Source organism: Streptomyces sp. 4F14 (assembly GCF_048159485.1).
Taxonomy (GTDB): Bacteria; Actinomycetota; Actinomycetes; order Streptomycetales; family Streptomycetaceae; genus Streptomyces.
In genome coordinates, this window is record NZ_JBLRVY010000018.1 from 79494 (window position 1) to 95763 (window position 16270).

Sequence of the window (16270 nt, forward strand, 5' to 3'; positions counted from 1 at the left end):
CGGGTGGACTCAAGGGGTTTGCGTACGCGTCCCGCACGCCCCCGGCGGCCCCTGCTCCAGTACATCCAGCGCCCGGTCCAGCAGGTCCATCAAGTCGTCCCGGAAGTCGTTCTCCGCCCAGTACAGGGTGATCTCCGACAGACCCCCCATCAGCGACATCGTGTAGACCCGCGCCTCCAGCCCGTCCTTCTCCTGCCCGGTCCGGGACGCGACCGCCTCCGCGAGGAGCCGTCCCGTCACCGACATGCTCTCCATCATCCGCGAGCGCACCGCCGGGACGTTGGCGAGGAGGTGGGACCGCAGCCGGGTGCTGTGCTCCTCGTCCCCCTGGAGCGCCGCGTGGACGGCGAGCCGCATGACGTGCCGCAGCGACACCGTCAACGGCTCGTCCACCGGCCGCTTGGCCAGCTCCGCCATCATCAGCGGGTCGAACTCGTCCGTGAGGACGATGTCCTCCTTGGTCGGGAAGTACCGGAAGACCGTGGACGGCGACACCTCGGCCCGCTCGGCGATCTGCTCGATCGTGGTGGCGTCGTACCCCTGCTCCTCCACGAGCGCGTACGTCGCGGTGCGGATCGCCTGCCGGGTCCTGATCTTCTTCCGTTCACGGAGCCCGAGGGGGGAACCGGCGTCCAGGGAGAGGTGACTTGGGGGTGCCATGTACGTCATTGTCGTGCATCGGCCTGGTCAGGGGCCATGACCGGAGCCGCAGGTTCCGCAGGCTTGCCCCCGGGCAGGAACGCCGCCGCCAGCAGCGCCGCGACCAGCGCGCAGACGCCGCACACCAGCAGGGCGAGGCCCATGCCATGGACGTACGCACTGTCCGCGGAGGCCGACAGCGCCGCCGAACCGGTCCGCTCGGCCACCAGGTGCGCGGCGACGACGGACTCCCCGGCCGTGTGCCCGAGCCCGGACGGCAGGTCCGTCACGTCGAGGCGGTCGCGGAAGTCGCTCGCGATGAGGCTGCCGAGCAGGGCGATGCCGATCGCGGCGCCGACCTGGCGCAGCGTCATCAACAGGCCCGAGCCGCTGCCCGCCCGGTCACGCGGGAGCGCCCCGAGCGCGCCGTCCATCGCCGGGACCACGGAGAAGCCGAAACCGAGGCCGGTGACGGACAGCCACAGCGCGGTGAACCCGTACCCGGACTCCACCGTCGTACGACTGCCCAGGAACGCGGCGAAGGCGAGGACCACCAGGCCCGCGGTCACCACCGAGCGCGCGCCGAACCGTTCCACGACGGGCTGCGCGGCGCGCGCGGCGACGATCAGGCCGCCCATCATCGGCAGCAGCCGTACGCCCGTGCCGAGCGCGTCGTTGCCGAGGACGGCCTGGAGGTACTGGGGCAGGACGAACATCAGGCCGGACAGCACGAACATCACCAGCGTCGCGGCGAGCGTGTTGAAGAGGAAGCCGCGCTGGGCGAGCAGGGACATGTCCAGCATGGGGCGGGCCATGCCGCGTTCGCGCAGGACCAGGCCCGCGAGGAACACGGCGGACAGCGCGAACATCGCCACGATCAGCGGGTCGCCCCAGCCGCGCGCCGGCGCCTCGATGATCGCGAAGATCAGCGCGCCGAGGCCGGTCGCGGTGAGCGCCGTGGACACGGTGTCGACCTTGGGGGAGGAGGGGTCCCTCGTCTCCGGGAGCAGGAAGACGCAGGCGGCGATGCCGATCGCGGCCATCGGTACGTTCACCAGGAAGACCGAGCCCCACCAGAAGTGGTTCAGCAGCCAGCCGCCGATGATCGGGCCGAGTGGCAGGCCCAGCGAACTCGCCGCCGAGATGATGCCGACGGCCTTCGTCCGCTCGTCCGCGCCGAACAGGGACGGCAGCACGGACAGCGCGAGCGGGGTGACCAGTGCGCCGCCGATCCCCATGAACGCGCGGGCCGCGATGACCCAGTTCACGTCGCTCGCCAGCGCGCCGACCAGCGAACCGGCGAGGAAGACCACCAGCCCGACGACCAGCATCCGCCGCCGCCCGAACCGGTCGCCCAGCAGCCCTGCGGGGAGCATCAGCGCCGCGAACACCACGACGTACGCGTCCGCCATCCACTGCTGCTGTCCGGTGGACGCGCCCAGATCACCCGCCATCGTGGGCAGCGCGACGTTCAGGATCGTCATGTCGAAGCCGAGGGTGAGCATGCTCGCGACGAGCGCGGCCAGGGCCCACCAGCGGCGGGGGTCTGGAGTGACAGTGTCCATGAAATGAGAGTAACTCTCAAAAGGTGGTTACGGTCAATCGGGTTTGGCTGTCTCTTTGCTCGGGACGCGAAAAAGGCCACGACGATGAGCCGTGGCCTTGAGAGTCGTACCGCCCCGCGACCTACCCGTGCTGGTAAGCCACCAGCGAGATCCCCACGTAATGCACGACGAACGCCGCGAGCGTGAGCGAGTGGAACACCTCGTGGAAGCCGAACCAGCGCGGTGAGGGGTTCGGCTTCTTCATGCCGTAGATCACGCCGCCCGCGCTGTAGAGGAGGCCGCCGATGATCACCAGGACCATGACCGCGATGCCTCCCGCGCGCATGAAGTCCGGCAGGAAGAAGACGGCCGCCCAGCCCATCGCGATGTAGCAGGGGGTGTAGAGCCAGCGCGGGGCGCCGACCCAGAAGACCCGGAAGAGGATGCCGGCCGCCGCCGCGCCCCAGATTCCCCACAGCAGCCACTGCCCTTTGGAGCCCGGCAGCAGCAGCATCGTCAGCGGGGTGTAGGTGCCCGCGATGATCAGGAAGATGTTGGCGTGGTCGAGGCGGCGCAGGATGCCGTCCATGCGGGGGCTCCAGTTCCCCCGGTGGTACACCGCGCTCACGCCGAACAGCAGGCAGGCCGTGAGGACGTAGATCGCGCAGGCGATCCGGGCCTTCGGCGAGTCCGCGAGGGCGGTCAGGAAGAGGCCCGCGATCAGGACGGTGGGGAACATGCCCAGATGCAGCCAGCCGCGCAGCTTCGGTTTGATCGGCTCGGCGAGGTGCTGGGCCTGCTGCTTGAGCTGGTGTGGCAGGGAGGGCGCAGTCATACGCGAAATCGTACCTACGTAACCGTAAGTTACGCGTCAGTACGACGAGACGATCAGCGCCGAGTGGCCATCGTCTCACGGGTGTTGCGATCCATGTAAGCCCGCCGGACGGCCCGGGAACCCCCGCGATGTTCCGCCGTTCGCCCCGTCCGCGTCGCCCCCTGTTCCCCTCCGTGGTCAGGTGAACACGTGGCGAGCCTCACTCCGCTCATATGTGACGCCCTCTGGACAGATGCGCTGACCCAGCGGATGATCAAATGAGTGCGGTCGGCACCGGATGAGCGCCCTTCAGTGAAGCGTCCGGGTCGTGGCCCCCACGGGGCACACAACAGAAACCCTCGTCCAGTAGGAGCAAATCGTGGCGCGCGACATCGCGGCTCCCCCCACCGATCACCAGGACCTCGTCTCCTGGGTGAACGAGATCGCCGAACTGACCCAGCCGGACAACGTCGTCTGGTGTGACGGATCCGAAGCCGAGTACGACCGACTTTGTGCGGAGTTGGTCGACAAGGGCACGTTCAAGCGGCTCGACCCGATCAAGCGGCCGAACTCCTACTACGCCGCCTCCGACCCGACCGATGTCGCGCGGGTCGAGGACCGGACGTTCATCTGCTCCGAGCAGGAGGAGGACGCCGGTCCCACCAACCACTGGAAGGCCCCCGCCGAGATGCGGGCCATCTTTACCGGCGAGCAGGGCGTGTTCCGGGGTTCCATGCGCGGGCGCACCATGTACGTCGTCCCCTTCTGCATGGGCCCGCTGGGCTCCAAGCTCTCCGCGATCGGCGTCGAGATCACGGACTCGGCGTACGTCGCCGTATCCATGCGGACGATGACGCGCATGGGCCAGGCCGTCCTGGACGAGCTGGGGACCGACGGCCGTTTCGTGCGTGCGGTGCACACGCTCGGGGCGCCGCTGGAGCCGGGGCAGGCCGACGTCCCCTGGCCCTGCAACTCCACCAAGTACATCTCCCACTTCCCCGAGTCCCGTGAGATCTGGTCGTACGGCTCCGGGTACGGCGGCAACGCGCTCCTCGGCAAGAAGTGCTACGCCCTGCGCATCGCCTCCGTCATGGCCCGCGACGAGGGCTGGCTCGCCGAGCACATGCTCATCCTCAAGCTGACGCCGCCGCAGGGCGAGGCGAAGTACGTCGCCGCCGCGTTCCCGTCGGCCTGCGGGAAGACGAACCTCGCGATGCTGGAGCCCACCGTCTCCGGGTGGACCGTCGAGACCATCGGCGACGACATCGCCTGGATGCGGTTCGGGGAGGACGGGCGGCTGTACGCCATCAACCCCGAGGCCGGCTTCTTCGGCGTCGCGCCCGGCACGGGTGAGCACACCAACGCGAACGCGATGAAGACGCTGTGGGGCAACTCGGTCTTCACGAACGTCGCGCTCACCGACGACGGCGACATCTGGTGGGAGGGGATGACCGAGGAGACGCCCGGCCACCTCACCGACTGGAAGGGCAACGACTGGACGCCGTCCTCCGATGTGCCCGCCGCCCACCCCAACGCCCGGTTCACCGTCCCGGCCGCGCAGTGCCCCATCATCGCGCCCGAGTGGGAGGACCCCCGAGGCGTCCCGATCTCCGCGATCCTCTTCGGCGGGCGGCGCGCGTCCGCCGTACCGCTGGTGACCGAGTCCTTCGACTGGAACCACGGCGTCTTCCTCGGCGCGAACGTCGCCTCCGAGAAGACCGCCGCCGCCGAGGGCAAGGTCGGCGAGCTGCGCCGCGACCCCTTCGCGATGCTGCCGTTCTGCGGCTACAACATGGGCGACTACATGGCCCACTGGATCGACGTCGCCAAGGACAAGGACGCGGCCAAGCTGCCCAAGATCTACTACGTCAACTGGTTCCGCAAGGACGACTCCGGGCGCTTCGTGTGGCCCGGCTTCGGCGAGAACTCCCGTGTCCTGAAGTGGATCGTGGAACGCCTCGACGGCAAGGCGGAGGGGGTGTCCACCCCCATCGGCGTCCTCCCGACGAAGGCGTCCCTCGACACGAAGGGCCTCGAACTCGCCGACGCCGACCTGGAGTTCTTGTTGACGGTCGACAAGGAGATCTGGCGCGAGGAGGCTTCGCTGGTCCCCGCCCACCTCAACACCTTCGGCGACCACACCCCGAAGGAACTCTGGGACGAGTACGAGGCGTTGGTGTCCCGCCTGTCCTGACCCCCTGTACCCCGCAGCCGGTTCACCGATCAGTCCCTGACCAGACGCGTCGTCACGAACCGGCTGCGGTACTACCGGCGAGGCCCTGTACAACGGCGTACGGGGCCGGGCCCACCGTCCTTCCCGTCAGCCCCGACGGGGTGGGGGTGGTGGGCCTTCGCCTTGTCCGGGGCGCCGGTTCAGGTCGTCACCCCGGCGACGATCCATGCGACGGTCACGATCCACATCAGCGCGGCGAGGACGACCACGACGGTGCACACGGCCCTCATGCGGGCCTCAGCTCGGACGGCGGTGCGTCCCATTCGATGCCGCCGCCCTCGGGGCGGACGTAGGCCATGAGCTGTGCGCGGGGAGCGGACGGGAGTCGGTCGGGGCTCTCCCAGCGGAGTACGTCCATGAGGACGCCGGTGCGTTCGCCGTCCGTGACCAGCTTGCCGATGTGTTCAGCGGTGACCATGGGCCGCCTCGTGCGTGCAGTCGGGGCAGTTCTCGCAGGGGCAGGGGGTGTAGGTGGGGGTGGGGAGTTCGACCTTGCCCGTCGTGGGGTCGAGGGTGCCGCCGTACTCGGTTCGCCAGTCGGGGTCTTCCGTGCCGTCGAGGAGTTGGACGAGGTGGGGTACGCCCAGTGCGCTCACGCGGGCGTTCGCGGGGGTCACTTCGCCCTCTCGGGGTGCGTGTTGGTGACGTGCATCTTCCAGAGGACGGCGGCGTCGCTGGCGGCCGAGGGGTCGTAGTTCTTGTTCGGGGCGCCGTCCTTCGTCTTCGTGGCCATGTGCCGGAACCACTTGTTGACGAAGACCGTGCAGTCGGCGCAGTCGTCGATGATTTCGGGCTTGATGAAGTCCTGGGGGTACGGCGTGCTGTTGTTCATCGCCGTCGGCCTCCTGGCGGTCGGGGTTTCTCCTCTTCAGGGAACGACCCGTTCCGTACGCCTCGCTACTGGCATCCTCGTTACAACGGCACTGGAACAAGGGGGAGTTAGGCTGTGGCCACGACTTACGGCGAGTGGTTGAAGGAAGCGCGGACCGCCAAGGGGTGGACGCAGCAGCAGTTGGCGGATGCCGCGATCATGTCCCGCTCGCACATCGCGGCGATCGAGAACGGGACTCGCCATCCCGGCGAAGAGGATGCCAAGAGGCTTGACCAGGCGCTGGGTACGGGGAATGTGCTGGCCACTTTTCGGCCGGGGCGGAAGGGGGAGGTACCCGATTGGTTCGAGCGTGCGCGTGAGTTGGAGCAACAGGCAACGCACCTTCGTGTATTCGGACTGTCGTTTGTCCCCGGACTTCTGCAAACCGAGGAGTACGCAACGGCGGTCATCGATGCCGGGTACCCCCGAACGAGCGAGGAGGAGCGTCACAAGGCTGTTGTGACACGGCTTGAGCGGGCCAAGGTTCTGAAGGACCCGATGACCCCGGAACTGTGGGCGCTGCTGGATGAGGCGGTCATCAGGCGTCCCACCGGAGGGCCTAGAGTCATGGCGGACCAACTGGCTCACATCGTGGCGCTTGCCGAGTCCGGGCGGATCAGGGTCAACGTGCTGCCGTTCAGCGCGACTCCGCACCCGTTGCTGGACGGCATGACAATGCTGATGTGGTTCGCGGATCAGCCACCCGTTGCGTACTCCGAGGCCATGCGTACGGGTGAGCTGCATGACTCCCCCGCCCTGGTTGAGGAGATCCAGGGAGCCTACGATCTTGCTTTGAGCGAGGCCCAACCCCTCCGGGAGTCTGTAGCCTTGTTGAGGACGGCAGAGAAGGAATACAGACACCATGGCTGAGCAGCGCATCAAGGACGCGTCCACTCTGAGGGGTTGGCGCAAGTCCTCGTACAGCGGGCCGCAGGGCGGCGAGTGCGTCGAGGTCCTGGATGGCTACGCGTCCGGCGTGCCGGTCCGGGACAGCAAGAACCTCACCGGCCCGGCCATCGTCGTCCCGGCGGGCGGCTGGACCTCGTTCCTGGCGGCCGTCAAGCGCGGACAGCTCTGACCAGCCCCGAAGAGCGCGTGCCCGCCGAGGACCTGCCCGCACTGCTGGAGAGCCAGCGCGTGTGCGCCCGTCCTGCGGTGTCCGGGCCCCGTTCGCTGGGCATGGGGCGCTCCGGGCACAGTGACTCGTCCGAGCGTGTGGGCGAGACCCTGTGAAGGATCGGGTTCGACGAGTGATGGGGCATGCCGTGAGTGGTACGCCGAGGTGAACCCGCGCAACCTCGCGGTGCCCGCCCCGGTCATTGCCGACGCCGAAGCGGTCTTCCTCTCAGACAAGGACGCCGCTGCGCTCGGCCAGGCCGCGTAGCTCTGTCGAAGTCGGCCCGGAGACCAGCAGACCGGAGATCAAGGACTTCGTCGCCGGACGGGCGTGGGTCTCCTGAGGAGCACATATTTCCGCAGCCAGAAGGGTTCGAACACACTCGCTGCGGCGGCCGAGGCGGTCGTAGGTGACGGCGATGTCGCCGAGAGCGCGGGAGCGGCGCTCGACACTGGGCAGTGCCTCCAACGAGATCGTGCGGGCAGCAGCCAGTGCGGCCAGAGGGTCCCCTGCGTGGTTCTCGGCGCTGATCTTGTGGAGTTGCACGGTGAGGGGGCTGAAGCCTCCGCCGTGGTCGCGTAGCAGGGTGGCGCCGCCGAGTTCCTTCGCGATCGCCGCGGCCTGGTCGGTCAGTTCTCGCATACCGTCCCGGTCACCCCGGCGCGCAAGGGTATAGGACGCACTCTGAACCAGGAGCCCTTTGAGAGCCAGGCCCGCGCGGCCGGCGCTGCGCAGGTCCGGGTGGTCGGCTGCTGTCAGGGCGATCGACAAGGCTTCGTGGTGCCAACCGGCTTTTCGTGCCAGAACGGCGAGTTGCCGGGAGGACTCGGCGACCGCGAGGGCATCGTCGCCGGCTTCGGCGAGTTGGCGGGCGCGGTCGGCGGCCATCCAGCCGAGCTGCTGCTCGTCCATTTTGACGAGCATGCGGGTCGCCAGGAGGTAGCTCTTGGCGAGGAGTACGTGGTCCTGTGCTTCGCCGGTGCCGGCGGTGAGGGCATGCCCGGCCCGGATGAGGCGGGGCAGGCGGACGGCGAGACTGGCGTAGCGGCAGGCGTCGAAGTCGGCGAGCGCACGGGTGAAGTCCGTCGCGAGCGTCACGGCCGGAACAGCCGCGGGGGCGTGGCCGATGCCGAGCATGGCATCGCGCAGACGCGCGACGAGCAGCTCGCCGAGCAGGGCCTCGTCCGCCTGGGCGGCTGTGCCGGGCCCAAGGAACGGGGAGGTGGCGGCCGTGCCGGCTGTTGCCGCCAAACCCGCGATCAACTTCCTGCGCCGCAAAGGGGCCTCACCGTCCTCCCACCCTGAACTACCCAGCCTAGGGGCGGGCATCCGAGGGAAGGCGGCAGTTGTCCCGATCGGCTGACCGTGTCGTACCTCGGGCCGGGGCGGGGGCGGCACGAGCCCGAGCGCCTGGTGGGGAAGTTCGAGAGCGTCAGCGAACCGGCGGCGCACGCCGACATCGTTCATCGAGGAGACGCCTCGCTCGTATCGGGAGACCTGGGCGCCGGAGTATCCGGTCATCTCGCCCAACTGCGCGAGAGTGAGGCCCTTGGCCTGCCGGGTCTGCCGTACCAGTTCCCCGGGCGTCACACCGGACCCACAAGTCGCTCGTGTCCTGATGACCGCATCGGTACCCCGTTCCCGCCGATGGCCGAGGCTACGCCGCTCACACCATAGTCCTGGGACTGCAGCCCGGACATGGGCTTTGCACCTCATGCAAACGGCTTTGCAGGCCAGGACAGCGCCCCTCCCCCCAACAGGACGACGACGGAGACCGTCGACGGCAGACGGCTCACCTCCCTGGGCCGTCCCGGTCGGACTCTGGAGGTCCTGATGCAGTCCGCGTCTTCCGTCCCGTCCCCGGCGCTCGCCGCCGACCCCCGGCTCGCTCCCTCCTACTACGTTCAGCCCGACGGACTTGGGCTGTATGTCACCGCCCTGCTGAAGCGGTGCCACAGCGTCTTCGACATCAAGGCCGCCATGACCGCTGACCTCGACGACGGGGTGCTTCTGCGCTGCGACGACGGCATTGTCGAGGCCGGCGCCCTGATCCAGGGTGAGGTCATGGTCCAGGCCGGTGCTCGCATCGAGGCGGGTGCGCAGGTGATCGGTCCGGTTCTGGTATGCGCCGGATCCGTCGTCTCGGCCGGTGCGCTGGTCCGCGACCACAGCGTGATCGGTCCCGGCTGCCGGATCGGCTTCGGCGCGGAGATCACCCGCAGTCTGATCGCCGGGCACGTCTTCATGAAGCATCCCGGCTTCATCGGCGACTCGGTGATAGGACGGCGCGTCAACATCGGGGCGTTCTGCTCCACCACCGGACTGCGGTGCGACCGCGGTCCGGTCGCCGAACCGGCGATCGAGGAGATCACCGTCAACCTGGACGGTCGGCGCATCGCCACCGGGCAGACGAAGTTCGGCGCCGTCATCGGCGACGAGGTGGCGCTGCCCGCCGGCACTGTGCTGTCGCCCGGCACGCTGATCGGACCCCGCACCGTGCTCTACCCCCGCGACCACGTCGGCGGCTTCCTGCCCTCCGGCTCCCGGGTCCGGTGAGCGCCGTGACCACCACCCCCGCCCGCACCGCCGTCGTCCAGGTCACCGGCGGGCGCCCGCTGTCCGGCCGGATCACGGTGCAGGGCAGCAAGAACATCGCCCTGCACCTGTATGCAGCCTCCCTCCTGACCGACACCCCGCTCGACCTGAACGGGGCACCGGACATCATCGACACCGGCATCTGCCTGGAGATCCTGCGCCGTGCCGGAGCTGAAGCCGCTTACAGGGACGGTCATTTCACGGTGTCACCGGCCCACCGCATCCGCCCGGTCATCGACGCGGGGCTCGGCGGCCAGGTCCGTACGACCGCGGTGCTGGCCGCGGCGCTACTGGCGTGCGCCGGACAGGTCACCTTCCCCTATCCCGGAGGCGACGCGTTCTGTCCCCGGCTGATCGACCGGCACCTCGCGGCGATGCAGGCCGCCGGCGCAGAGGTCACCACGAGCGACGGCAGCATCCGGGCCGAGTGCGGACCCCGCGGGGTGCGGGCGTTCACCGTGGACGTGAACACCCCGTACGGGCCAAGCCTGGGAGCGACGGTGACCGCGCTGCTGCTCGCCGCTCGCGCCCGCGGCACCAGCCTGATCACCCACCCGTCGATCGAGCCGGAGGTCGCCGAGACCGCGCGTTTCCTCGCCGACCGTGGTGTCGTCGTGCACGTCGACCAGGAGGGGCTGCACGTCGGCGGCAGCGACTGGATCGCCGGCGGCAGCTTCCCGGTGGCCGGCGACCGCATCGAAGCGGCCACCATGGTCATGGCCGCCGCCGCGACCGGCGGTAGCGTCCACCTCGACAACATCACCGCAGCCGACTTCCCCGACTGCCTTTCGCACGTCCTCGCCCAAACGGGCCTCGTGCTGTCCGACGCACCGGACGGCGGTGTGCGAGCCCGGGCACATGGGCCGCTCCAGGCGGTCGAGGCAGTGACCGGCCCGCACCCGGGCCTGCCGACCGATACCGCTCCGCAGCTGGCCGCGATGCTCACCCAGGCCAACGGCGCCTCGGTGATCGCCGAGCGCGTCTATCCGCGCCGCGACACCCACGTGAAGGGCCTGCGGGCGTTCGGCGCCGATGTCACCACGACCGGCTCGGTGATCGGCGTACGCGGGCCCCGACGGCTGCACGGCGCCGTAGCGCAGGCCCAGGACATCCGTGCGGTGACTGCCCTGTTGATCGCCGCTCTGGCCGCCGACGGCACCTCTACGATCCGGGGGATGTTCCATCTCCGGCGCGGCTACGGCCGCCTGTTGCCGAACCTCGCCACGCTGGGAGCCGAGATCACCGCCATCCCCGGAGGCCCTTGATGCCCGTCCCGTTCACCCCCGACGACCACGCCCGTCTCGCCGAGACCTTCGAGGCGGTCGTGGCCGACAGCGCCACCCCGGGGGGCGTCCTCGCCTGCGGCACCCTCGGTTCCGACCCGCAGTACATCAGCGCAGGTGTGGTCGCACCTGAGTGCGGCGACGAGGCCCCCACGCTCTCCACGGCGTACGACATCGCCTCGCTCACGAAGGTCGTCGCCACCTGGCCCCTGGCCGGGCAGGCCCTCAGCAACGGCCTGCTCGACCTGGACGCGCCCATCCGTGACTTCCTGCCGGCAATGACCGGCGAGATGCCCAGCGCGGAGGCGACGGTGCGCCAACTCCTCACCCACACCTCGGGACTTCGCGCCTCCACCCGTCTCGACCACTACCGCGGATCAGACCTGCCGTTGCACGAACTGCTGTGCCGTGAGCCGTTGGAGGACGCTCCTGGCACCCACCGGTACATCAACCGCGGCTACATCCTCCTCGGACTGGCGCTCGCCCACGTCAACGATCTCCCGCTCGACGAACTGGGCAGCGTTCTGTGGAGCAGGCTCGGCATGACCGAGACGAAGTACGGGCCACTGGCCCGCTCCCACCGCGTCGCACCGACCGAGCAGCGCATCGTGGGCGCACCGCGCATCTGGGGCACGGCCCACGACGACAACGCCGCCCTGGTCGGCGGAATCGCCGGGCACGCCGGCGTGTTCTCCACCCCCGCCGACCTCGCGCTGTACGCCGACCGGCTGCTGACCGCGTACGCCAACGACGCTGATGCCGCCCTGGGCGAATGGCTGCGTGCCAGCCTCGTCCCGCAGGCTGCGATCGACCTGGGCCTGGAACGCGGGCTCTCCTGGATCCTGGCCACCGGCGGACGCGTCGCGTACCACCACGGCTTCACCGGCACGAGCCTCTACCTCGCCCCGGACACCGGCCGCTACCTGGTGATCTGCACCAACGCCGTCTACCACGGCAACGCCCGCACCAAGATCGCCCCGCTCCGCGCCATCGCACTGAAGACGATCTCCGCCACCTGACGAACCGGAGGCACCCCATGGGTGAGCTGCTGGCCGACCACACCACCTTGCGCCTCGGCGGCCCCGCCGACCAGTTCCTCACCCATACCGACCCCGCCACCTGGCCCGACCTCGCCCGCAGCGTGCCGGGCACCAAGGTTCCGTTCGTCCTCGGCGGTGGCAGCAACACCCTGGCCGATGACGCCGGGTATCCCGGCACCGTGATCCGCATGGCCACCCGCGGCATCACCCAGCACCCGTTGGACGACGGCCTCGTGGAGGTCATCGTCCAAGCGGGCGAGCCGCTCGCCGAGGTTGTCGAGTTCACCGCCGCCCAGGGCTTGTCCGGCATCGAATACCTCGGCGGCATCCCGGGCACCATCGGCGCCGCTCCGGTGCAGAACACGGGCGCGTACGGACAGCAGATATCCGACACCTTGAGCCGCATCACCGCCTACGACTGGCAGTTGCGGCGCACGGTCGAACTGCGGCCGGACAACTGCGACTTCGGCTATCGCACGAGTGCCTTCAAGAACTCGCCCGGCCGGTGGACGATCCTCGCGATCGCCCTGCGCCTGATACGGAGTCCGCTCGCGTCCCCCGTCAGCTACCCGCACCTGGCCGACGCGCTCGCGGTACCACTCGGCGCCCGACCACCGCTCGCCGAAGCCGCCCAGGCCGTCCTCGCCGACCGCCACCACCGCGGACTCACCCTTCCCGCCGAAGGACCGGACTGCCGCCAGGCGGGATCGGTGTTCCTCAACCCGGCCGTCACTCCGGCACAGGCGACCGCGATCCACCACGCCGGCGGGCCCGTTCACCGCACCTCGGACGGCTCCCTGCGCGCGAGCGCCGGCTGGCTGCTCGAACAAGCGGGGTTTCACCCGGGCCGCCGGATCGGGACCGGGGTGTACTGCTCTGATAGCCGCACCCTCACCCTCGCCGCCCGCGAGTCGGCCACAGCTGCTTCCTTCGCCCACGCACTGCGCGTTCTTGCCGATGCCGTCGTCGCGACCCACAGCATCCGGCTGCGGCCCGAGCCAGGAGGAATGCTCAAGACCTAAGACCTCGCACGGTGACCGCGATCATGCCTCAGGACCACGAAGGTGTGCACGGTGGACCGTCGTCGCTTCACCGCTGTACGCCCACCGCGCGCTCTGGCGTTCGAGCTGTACCCGGTCAAGCTGTAGCGGGTGGAGAACGCTCCGCATCCCGACCCTCACCCGGCGCCCAGAAAAGTGGCACCCGGCCCGCGCGTCGCTGCGGGTGCGCGCGGGCCGGGGCCGTTCGGGGGTGGACCCCGTGGGGGGAATCAGTGGGCGGCGAGGGCCGCCGTGTGCGCGTCCATGCGCTGCGCCGCGAGGATGGCCGAGGTGGTGTCCGCGCGGGACGCGGCGACGACCAGGGCGCGGCCGGCGAGGGCGTGGGCGCGGCGGTGCAGGGTGGTGGGGGAGTGGCTCGCGGCGTCGGTGTGGGAGCGCAGCGGGGTACGGCCGCCGCGCAGGCGTGTGACCTGGTGGGCGAGGCTGTTCGCCGCCCGTTCGAGGTCCGGCGTCGACGCGTGGGCCCGGAGTTCGTCGGTCACGGCCAGCAACGCGGACAGGTGGCCCGCGAGCTGGATGTCCAGTTCCTCTTCGCGTGTGCGGTGCGGGACGTCGGAGGCGTGCACGGGCGTGCTGTGGACCGACTTCGTGCGGATCGGCTCGTACATGAGGATGGCCTCCTGTGCTCTGACAGGAAACCATCCTAGCTTAGATTCTGTCTAAAGTTGGCAGGACTACAGAACTAACGCCCTTCGTCACCGACGGTCAGTGCTGGGCGTACCCGTCCAGGAAGCGCCCGATCCGGGTGACCGCGTCCTTGAGGTCGGCGGCCGTCGGGAGGGTCACCACGCGGAAGTGGTCCGGCTCGGGCCAGTTGAAGCCGCTGCCCTGGACGACCATGATTTTTTCCTGGCGCAGGAGGTCGAGGACCATCCGCCGGTCGTCCTTGATCTTGTAGACCTGCGGATCGAGGCGGGGGAAGAGGTAGAGCGCCCCCTTGGGGCGGACGCAGCTGACGCCGGGGATCTGCGTGAGCAGCTCGTACGCGGTGTCCATCTGTTCCTTGAGGCGCCCGCCCGGCAGGACGAGGTCGTTGATGGACTGGCGTCCGCTGAGCGCGGCGACGACACCGTGCTGGCCCGGCATGTTCGCGCACAGGCGCATGTTCGCGAGGATCGTGAGGCCCTCGATGTAGGAGTCCGCGTGGGCGCGGGGGCCGGAGATCGACATCCAGCCGACGCGGTACCCGGCGACGCGGTACGCCTTCGACATGCCGTTGAAGGTGAGCGTGAGGAGGTCGGGGGCGACGGACGCGGTCGCCCTGTGCGTGGCGCCGTCGTACAGGATCTTGTCGTAGATCTCGTCGGAGCAGACGAGGAGGTTGTGGCGGCGGGCGATGTCGGTGAGGCCGCGCAGCATCGCCTCGTCGTACACCGCGCCCGTCGGGTTGTTCGGGTTGATGATGACGAGCGCCTTGGTGCGGTCGGTGACCTTGCGCTCGATGTCGGCGAGGTCGGGCATCCAGTCGGACTGCTCGTCGCAGCGGTAGTGGACGGCGGTGCCGCCGGAGAGGGATACGGCCGCCGTCCACAGGGGGTAGTCCGGGGCGGGGACCAGGACCTCGTCGCCGTCGTCCAGCAGGCCCTGCATCGCCATGACGATCAGCTCGGAGACGCCGTTGCCGATGAAGACGTGCTCCACGTCCGTCTCGATGCCGAGGGTCTGGTTGTGCATGACGACCGCGCGGCGGGCGGCGAGGAGGCCCTTCGCGTCGCCGTAGCCGTGGGCCGTGGAGACGTTGCGGAGGATGTCCTCCAGGATCTCCGGCGGGCACTCGAAGCCGAAGGCGGCCGGGTTGCCGGTGTTGAGCTTGAGGATGCGGTGACCTGCCGCCTCCAGCCGCATTGCCTCTTCGAGGACCGGGCCCCGGATCTCGTAACAGACATTGGCGAGCTTTGTGGACTGGATCACCTGCATGTCAGGGAGCTTACGGCGCGGTTACCGGGGTAGGGACGTGTTTTGCGCCACGTGGGGGTCAAAGGTGCCCGGCTGAAAACGACCGCTTGTTCCCGGCGGTACGGATGTTGATGATGTGCATGACAAATCCCGTCACCGGCACCAGTCACCAGCACCAGTCATCAGCACCAGTCACCAGCATTCAGTCACCAGAGGGGACCCCCACATGAGAAAGCCTCTCGTCGCCGCGTTCTTCGCCCTGGCCCTGGCCGCGGTGGGCGCCGCACCCGCCGTCGCCGCGCCGGACGCGCAGCCTGCGACCGTAGGGAAGATAGCGACGGCGCCCGCCACGCAGGCCAAGGCGGAGACGCCCACGCTGAAGGCCGTCACCCTCGCCGGGACCGTCGCGCTCAGCAACTGTTCCGGTTCGGTGATCCGCTTCCCGAACTCGCTCGACACGGACCCGGCGCTGGTCATGTCCAACGGCCACTGCCTCACCGCCGGGTTCCCGGCCCCGGGCCAGGTCATCGTCAACCAGGCGAACAGCCGGACGTTCGGCCTGCTCAACTCCGCCGGTACGCAGGTCGCCACGCTGCGCGCCAGCAAGATCGCGTACGCGACGATGACCGACACGGACGTGTCGATCTACCAGCTGACCAGCACCTACGCGACGATCCGCAACAACTACGGGATCTCGCCGCTGACCGTCCAGAACACCCACCCGACCGCCGGCACCGCGATCACGGTGGCCTCCGGGTACTGGAAGCGGCTCTACAGCTGCAACATCGACGGCTTCGCCTACCGGCTGAAGGAGGGCGACTGGACCTGGAAGGACTCGATCCGCTACACCTCCGCCTGCCAGACCATCGGCGGCACCTCGGGCTCCCCGATCGTCGACCAGGCCACCGGCAACGTCGTCGGCGTCAACAACACCGGCAACGAGGACGGCGCTCGGTGCACCGTCAACAACCCGTGCGAGGTCAGCGAGTCCGGGACCGTGACCGTCCGCCAGGGCATCAACTACGGCCAGGAGACGTACCAGATCCCGGCCTGCTTCACGACCGGCAACCAGCTCAACCTGAACGCGAGCGGCTGCATCCTGCCGAAGCCGTGACGCGGTAACTCCGGCTGCCTGCGGGGGTGTTCCGTCCCACGGGACTGAGACGGACCGCCCCCG

General features: G+C 69.3%; 18 protein-coding genes. 9 read left to right on the forward strand and 9 right to left on the reverse strand.

Annotation, left to right across the window (positions count from 1 at the left end; genetic code table 11):
* Window positions 1-9: 9 nt before the first annotated feature.
* The 3 genes from ACLZOT_RS28630 to trhA form a co-directional block, all read right to left on the reverse strand.
* On the reverse strand, window positions 10-669 hold the full coding sequence (locus ACLZOT_RS28630; protein WP_416971987.1) for a TetR/AcrR family transcriptional regulator: 660 nt from the start codon (window positions 667-669) through the stop codon (window positions 10-12).
* Window positions 666-2204, reverse strand: a complete 1539-nt coding sequence (locus tag ACLZOT_RS28635) for a DHA2 family efflux MFS transporter permease subunit (protein ID WP_416971988.1) — start codon at window positions 2202-2204, stop codon at window positions 666-668. Before ACLZOT_RS28635 ends, ACLZOT_RS28630 begins: the two co-directional genes overlap by 4 nt.
* A 121-nt stretch (window positions 2205-2325) precedes the next feature.
* The gene (trhA, locus tag ACLZOT_RS28640) at window positions 2326-3018 is read right to left on the reverse strand and encodes a PAQR family membrane homeostasis protein TrhA (RefSeq protein WP_416971989.1); all 693 of its coding nucleotides are present in this window, start codon (window positions 3016-3018) and stop codon (window positions 2326-2328) included.
* Between the two features lie 358 nt (window positions 3019-3376).
* On the opposite strand from trhA, the gene ACLZOT_RS28645 reads away from it, so the two are divergent.
* A complete protein-coding gene (locus ACLZOT_RS28645; protein WP_416971990.1) occupies window positions 3377-5191 on the forward strand; it encodes a phosphoenolpyruvate carboxykinase (GTP) in 1815 nt (604 codons plus the stop codon).
* A 265-nt stretch (window positions 5192-5456) separates the two neighbouring features.
* Here ACLZOT_RS28645 and ACLZOT_RS28650 read toward each other — a convergent pair whose 3' ends face one another.
* The 3 genes from ACLZOT_RS28650 to ACLZOT_RS28660 are packed head-to-tail and all read right to left on the reverse strand — an operon-like array spanning window position 5457 to window position 6062.
* Window positions 5457-5648, reverse strand: a complete 192-nt coding sequence (locus ACLZOT_RS28650; protein WP_416971991.1) for a hypothetical protein — start codon at window positions 5646-5648, stop codon at window positions 5457-5459.
* On the reverse strand, window positions 5635-5847 hold the full coding sequence (locus ACLZOT_RS28655; RefSeq protein ID WP_416971992.1) for a hypothetical protein: 213 nt from the start codon (window positions 5845-5847) through the stop codon (window positions 5635-5637). Before ACLZOT_RS28655 ends, ACLZOT_RS28650 begins: the two co-directional genes overlap by 14 nt.
* Entirely contained in the window at window positions 5844-6062 is a 219-nt protein-coding gene (locus tag ACLZOT_RS28660; protein ID WP_416971993.1) for a hypothetical protein, read from the reverse strand. Before ACLZOT_RS28660 ends, ACLZOT_RS28655 begins: the two co-directional genes overlap by 4 nt.
* 114 nt (window positions 6063-6176) lie before the next feature.
* On the opposite strand from ACLZOT_RS28660, the gene ACLZOT_RS28665 reads away from it, so the two are divergent.
* Genes ACLZOT_RS28665 through ACLZOT_RS28675 form a run of 3 tightly spaced genes read left to right on the forward strand, consistent with a single transcriptional unit; the run spans window position 6177 to window position 7334 of the window.
* The gene (locus ACLZOT_RS28665; protein WP_416971994.1) at window positions 6177-6971 is read left to right on the forward strand and encodes a helix-turn-helix domain-containing protein; all 795 of its coding nucleotides are present in this window, start codon (window positions 6177-6179) and stop codon (window positions 6969-6971) included.
* Window positions 6964-7179, forward strand: coding sequence for a DUF397 domain-containing protein (locus tag ACLZOT_RS28670; protein WP_416971995.1), 216 nt, complete (start codon window positions 6964-6966; stop codon window positions 7177-7179). The genes ACLZOT_RS28665 and ACLZOT_RS28670 overlap by 8 nt, the downstream gene beginning before the upstream one ends.
* 17 nt (window positions 7180-7196) lie before the next feature.
* Window positions 7197-7334 carry a hypothetical protein gene (locus ACLZOT_RS28675; RefSeq protein WP_416971996.1) on the forward strand — a complete coding sequence of 46 codons (138 nt, stop codon included), beginning with the start codon at window positions 7197-7199 and terminating at the stop codon, window positions 7332-7334.
* A 112-nt stretch (window positions 7335-7446) separates the two neighbouring features.
* Here the strand turns inward: ACLZOT_RS28675 and ACLZOT_RS28680 are convergent, their stop codons facing one another.
* Window positions 7447-8808, reverse strand: a complete 1362-nt coding sequence (locus ACLZOT_RS28680; RefSeq protein ID WP_416971997.1) for a helix-turn-helix domain-containing protein — start codon at window positions 8806-8808, stop codon at window positions 7447-7449.
* Between the two features lie 243 nt (window positions 8809-9051).
* Here ACLZOT_RS28680 and ACLZOT_RS28685 point away from each other — a divergent pair, with 243 nt between their 5' ends.
* Genes ACLZOT_RS28685 through ACLZOT_RS28700 form a run of 4 tightly spaced genes read left to right on the forward strand, consistent with a single transcriptional unit; the run spans window position 9052 to window position 13158 of the window.
* A complete protein-coding gene (locus tag ACLZOT_RS28685; protein ID WP_416971998.1) occupies window positions 9052-9774 on the forward strand; it encodes a hypothetical protein in 723 nt (240 codons plus the stop codon).
* Between the two features lie 5 nt (window positions 9775-9779).
* Window positions 9780-11078, forward strand: coding sequence for a UDP-N-acetylglucosamine 1-carboxyvinyltransferase (locus tag ACLZOT_RS28690; RefSeq protein WP_416971999.1), 1299 nt, complete (start codon window positions 9780-9782; stop codon window positions 11076-11078).
* Complete coding sequence (locus tag ACLZOT_RS28695) at window positions 11078-12115, forward strand: serine hydrolase domain-containing protein (protein ID WP_416972000.1); 1038 nt, start codon at window positions 11078-11080, stop codon at window positions 12113-12115. Before ACLZOT_RS28690 ends, ACLZOT_RS28695 begins: the two co-directional genes overlap by 1 nt.
* Window positions 12116-12132: 17 nt before the next feature.
* A complete protein-coding gene (locus ACLZOT_RS28700; protein WP_416972001.1) occupies window positions 12133-13158 on the forward strand; it encodes a UDP-N-acetylmuramate dehydrogenase in 1026 nt (341 codons plus the stop codon).
* A gap of 248 nt (window positions 13159-13406) precedes the next feature.
* Here the strand turns inward: ACLZOT_RS28700 and ACLZOT_RS28705 are convergent, their stop codons facing one another.
* Both ACLZOT_RS28705 and ACLZOT_RS28710 read right to left on the reverse strand, forming a co-directional pair.
* Entirely contained in the window at window positions 13407-13805 is a 399-nt protein-coding gene (locus ACLZOT_RS28705; RefSeq protein WP_416972002.1) for a hypothetical protein, read from the reverse strand.
* A gap of 97 nt (window positions 13806-13902) precedes the next feature.
* Window positions 13903-15114 (reverse strand): pyridoxal phosphate-dependent aminotransferase, encoded by a 1212-nt coding sequence (locus ACLZOT_RS28710; protein ID WP_416972003.1) that lies wholly within the window; start codon window positions 15112-15114, stop codon window positions 13903-13905.
* 205 nt (window positions 15115-15319) lie between these two features.
* Here ACLZOT_RS28710 and ACLZOT_RS28715 point away from each other — a divergent pair, with 205 nt between their 5' ends.
* Window positions 15320-16207 carry a S1 family peptidase gene (locus ACLZOT_RS28715; RefSeq protein WP_416972004.1) on the forward strand — a complete coding sequence of 296 codons (888 nt, stop codon included), beginning with the start codon at window positions 15320-15322 and terminating at the stop codon, window positions 16205-16207.
* Window positions 16208-16270 lie beyond the last annotated feature (63 nt).

Coding starts and splice junctions, on each gene's coding strand:
- ACLZOT_RS28630 (WP_416971987.1), bottom strand. CDS start 669: ATGACGTACATGGCACCCCCAAGTCACCTCTCCCTGGACGCCGGTTCC.
- ACLZOT_RS28635 (WP_416971988.1), bottom strand. CDS start 2,204: ATGGACACTGTCACTCCAGACCCCCGCCGCTGGTGGGCCCTGGCCGCG.
- trhA (WP_416971989.1), bottom strand. CDS start 3,018: ATGACTGCGCCCTCCCTGCCACACCAGCTCAAGCAGCAGGCCCAGCAC.
- ACLZOT_RS28650 (WP_416971991.1), bottom strand. CDS start 5,648: ATGGTCACCGCTGAACACATCGGCAAGCTGGTCACGGACGGCGAACGC.
- ACLZOT_RS28660 (WP_416971993.1), bottom strand. CDS start 6,062: ATGAACAACAGCACGCCGTACCCCCAGGACTTCATCAAGCCCGAAATC.
- ACLZOT_RS28670 (WP_416971995.1), top strand. CDS start 6,964: ATGGCTGAGCAGCGCATCAAGGACGCGTCCACTCTGAGGGGTTGGCGC.
- ACLZOT_RS28685 (WP_416971998.1), top strand. CDS start 9,052: ATGCAGTCCGCGTCTTCCGTCCCGTCCCCGGCGCTCGCCGCCGACCCC.
- ACLZOT_RS28695 (WP_416972000.1), top strand. CDS start 11,078: ATGCCCGTCCCGTTCACCCCCGACGACCACGCCCGTCTCGCCGAGACC.
- ACLZOT_RS28700 (WP_416972001.1), top strand. CDS start 12,133: ATGGGTGAGCTGCTGGCCGACCACACCACCTTGCGCCTCGGCGGCCCC.
- ACLZOT_RS28705 (WP_416972002.1), bottom strand. CDS start 13,805: ATGTACGAGCCGATCCGCACGAAGTCGGTCCACAGCACGCCCGTGCAC.
- ACLZOT_RS28710 (WP_416972003.1), bottom strand. CDS start 15,114: ATGCAGGTGATCCAGTCCACAAAGCTCGCCAATGTCTGTTACGAGATC.
- ACLZOT_RS28715 (WP_416972004.1), top strand. CDS start 15,320: ATGAGAAAGCCTCTCGTCGCCGCGTTCTTCGCCCTGGCCCTGGCCGCG.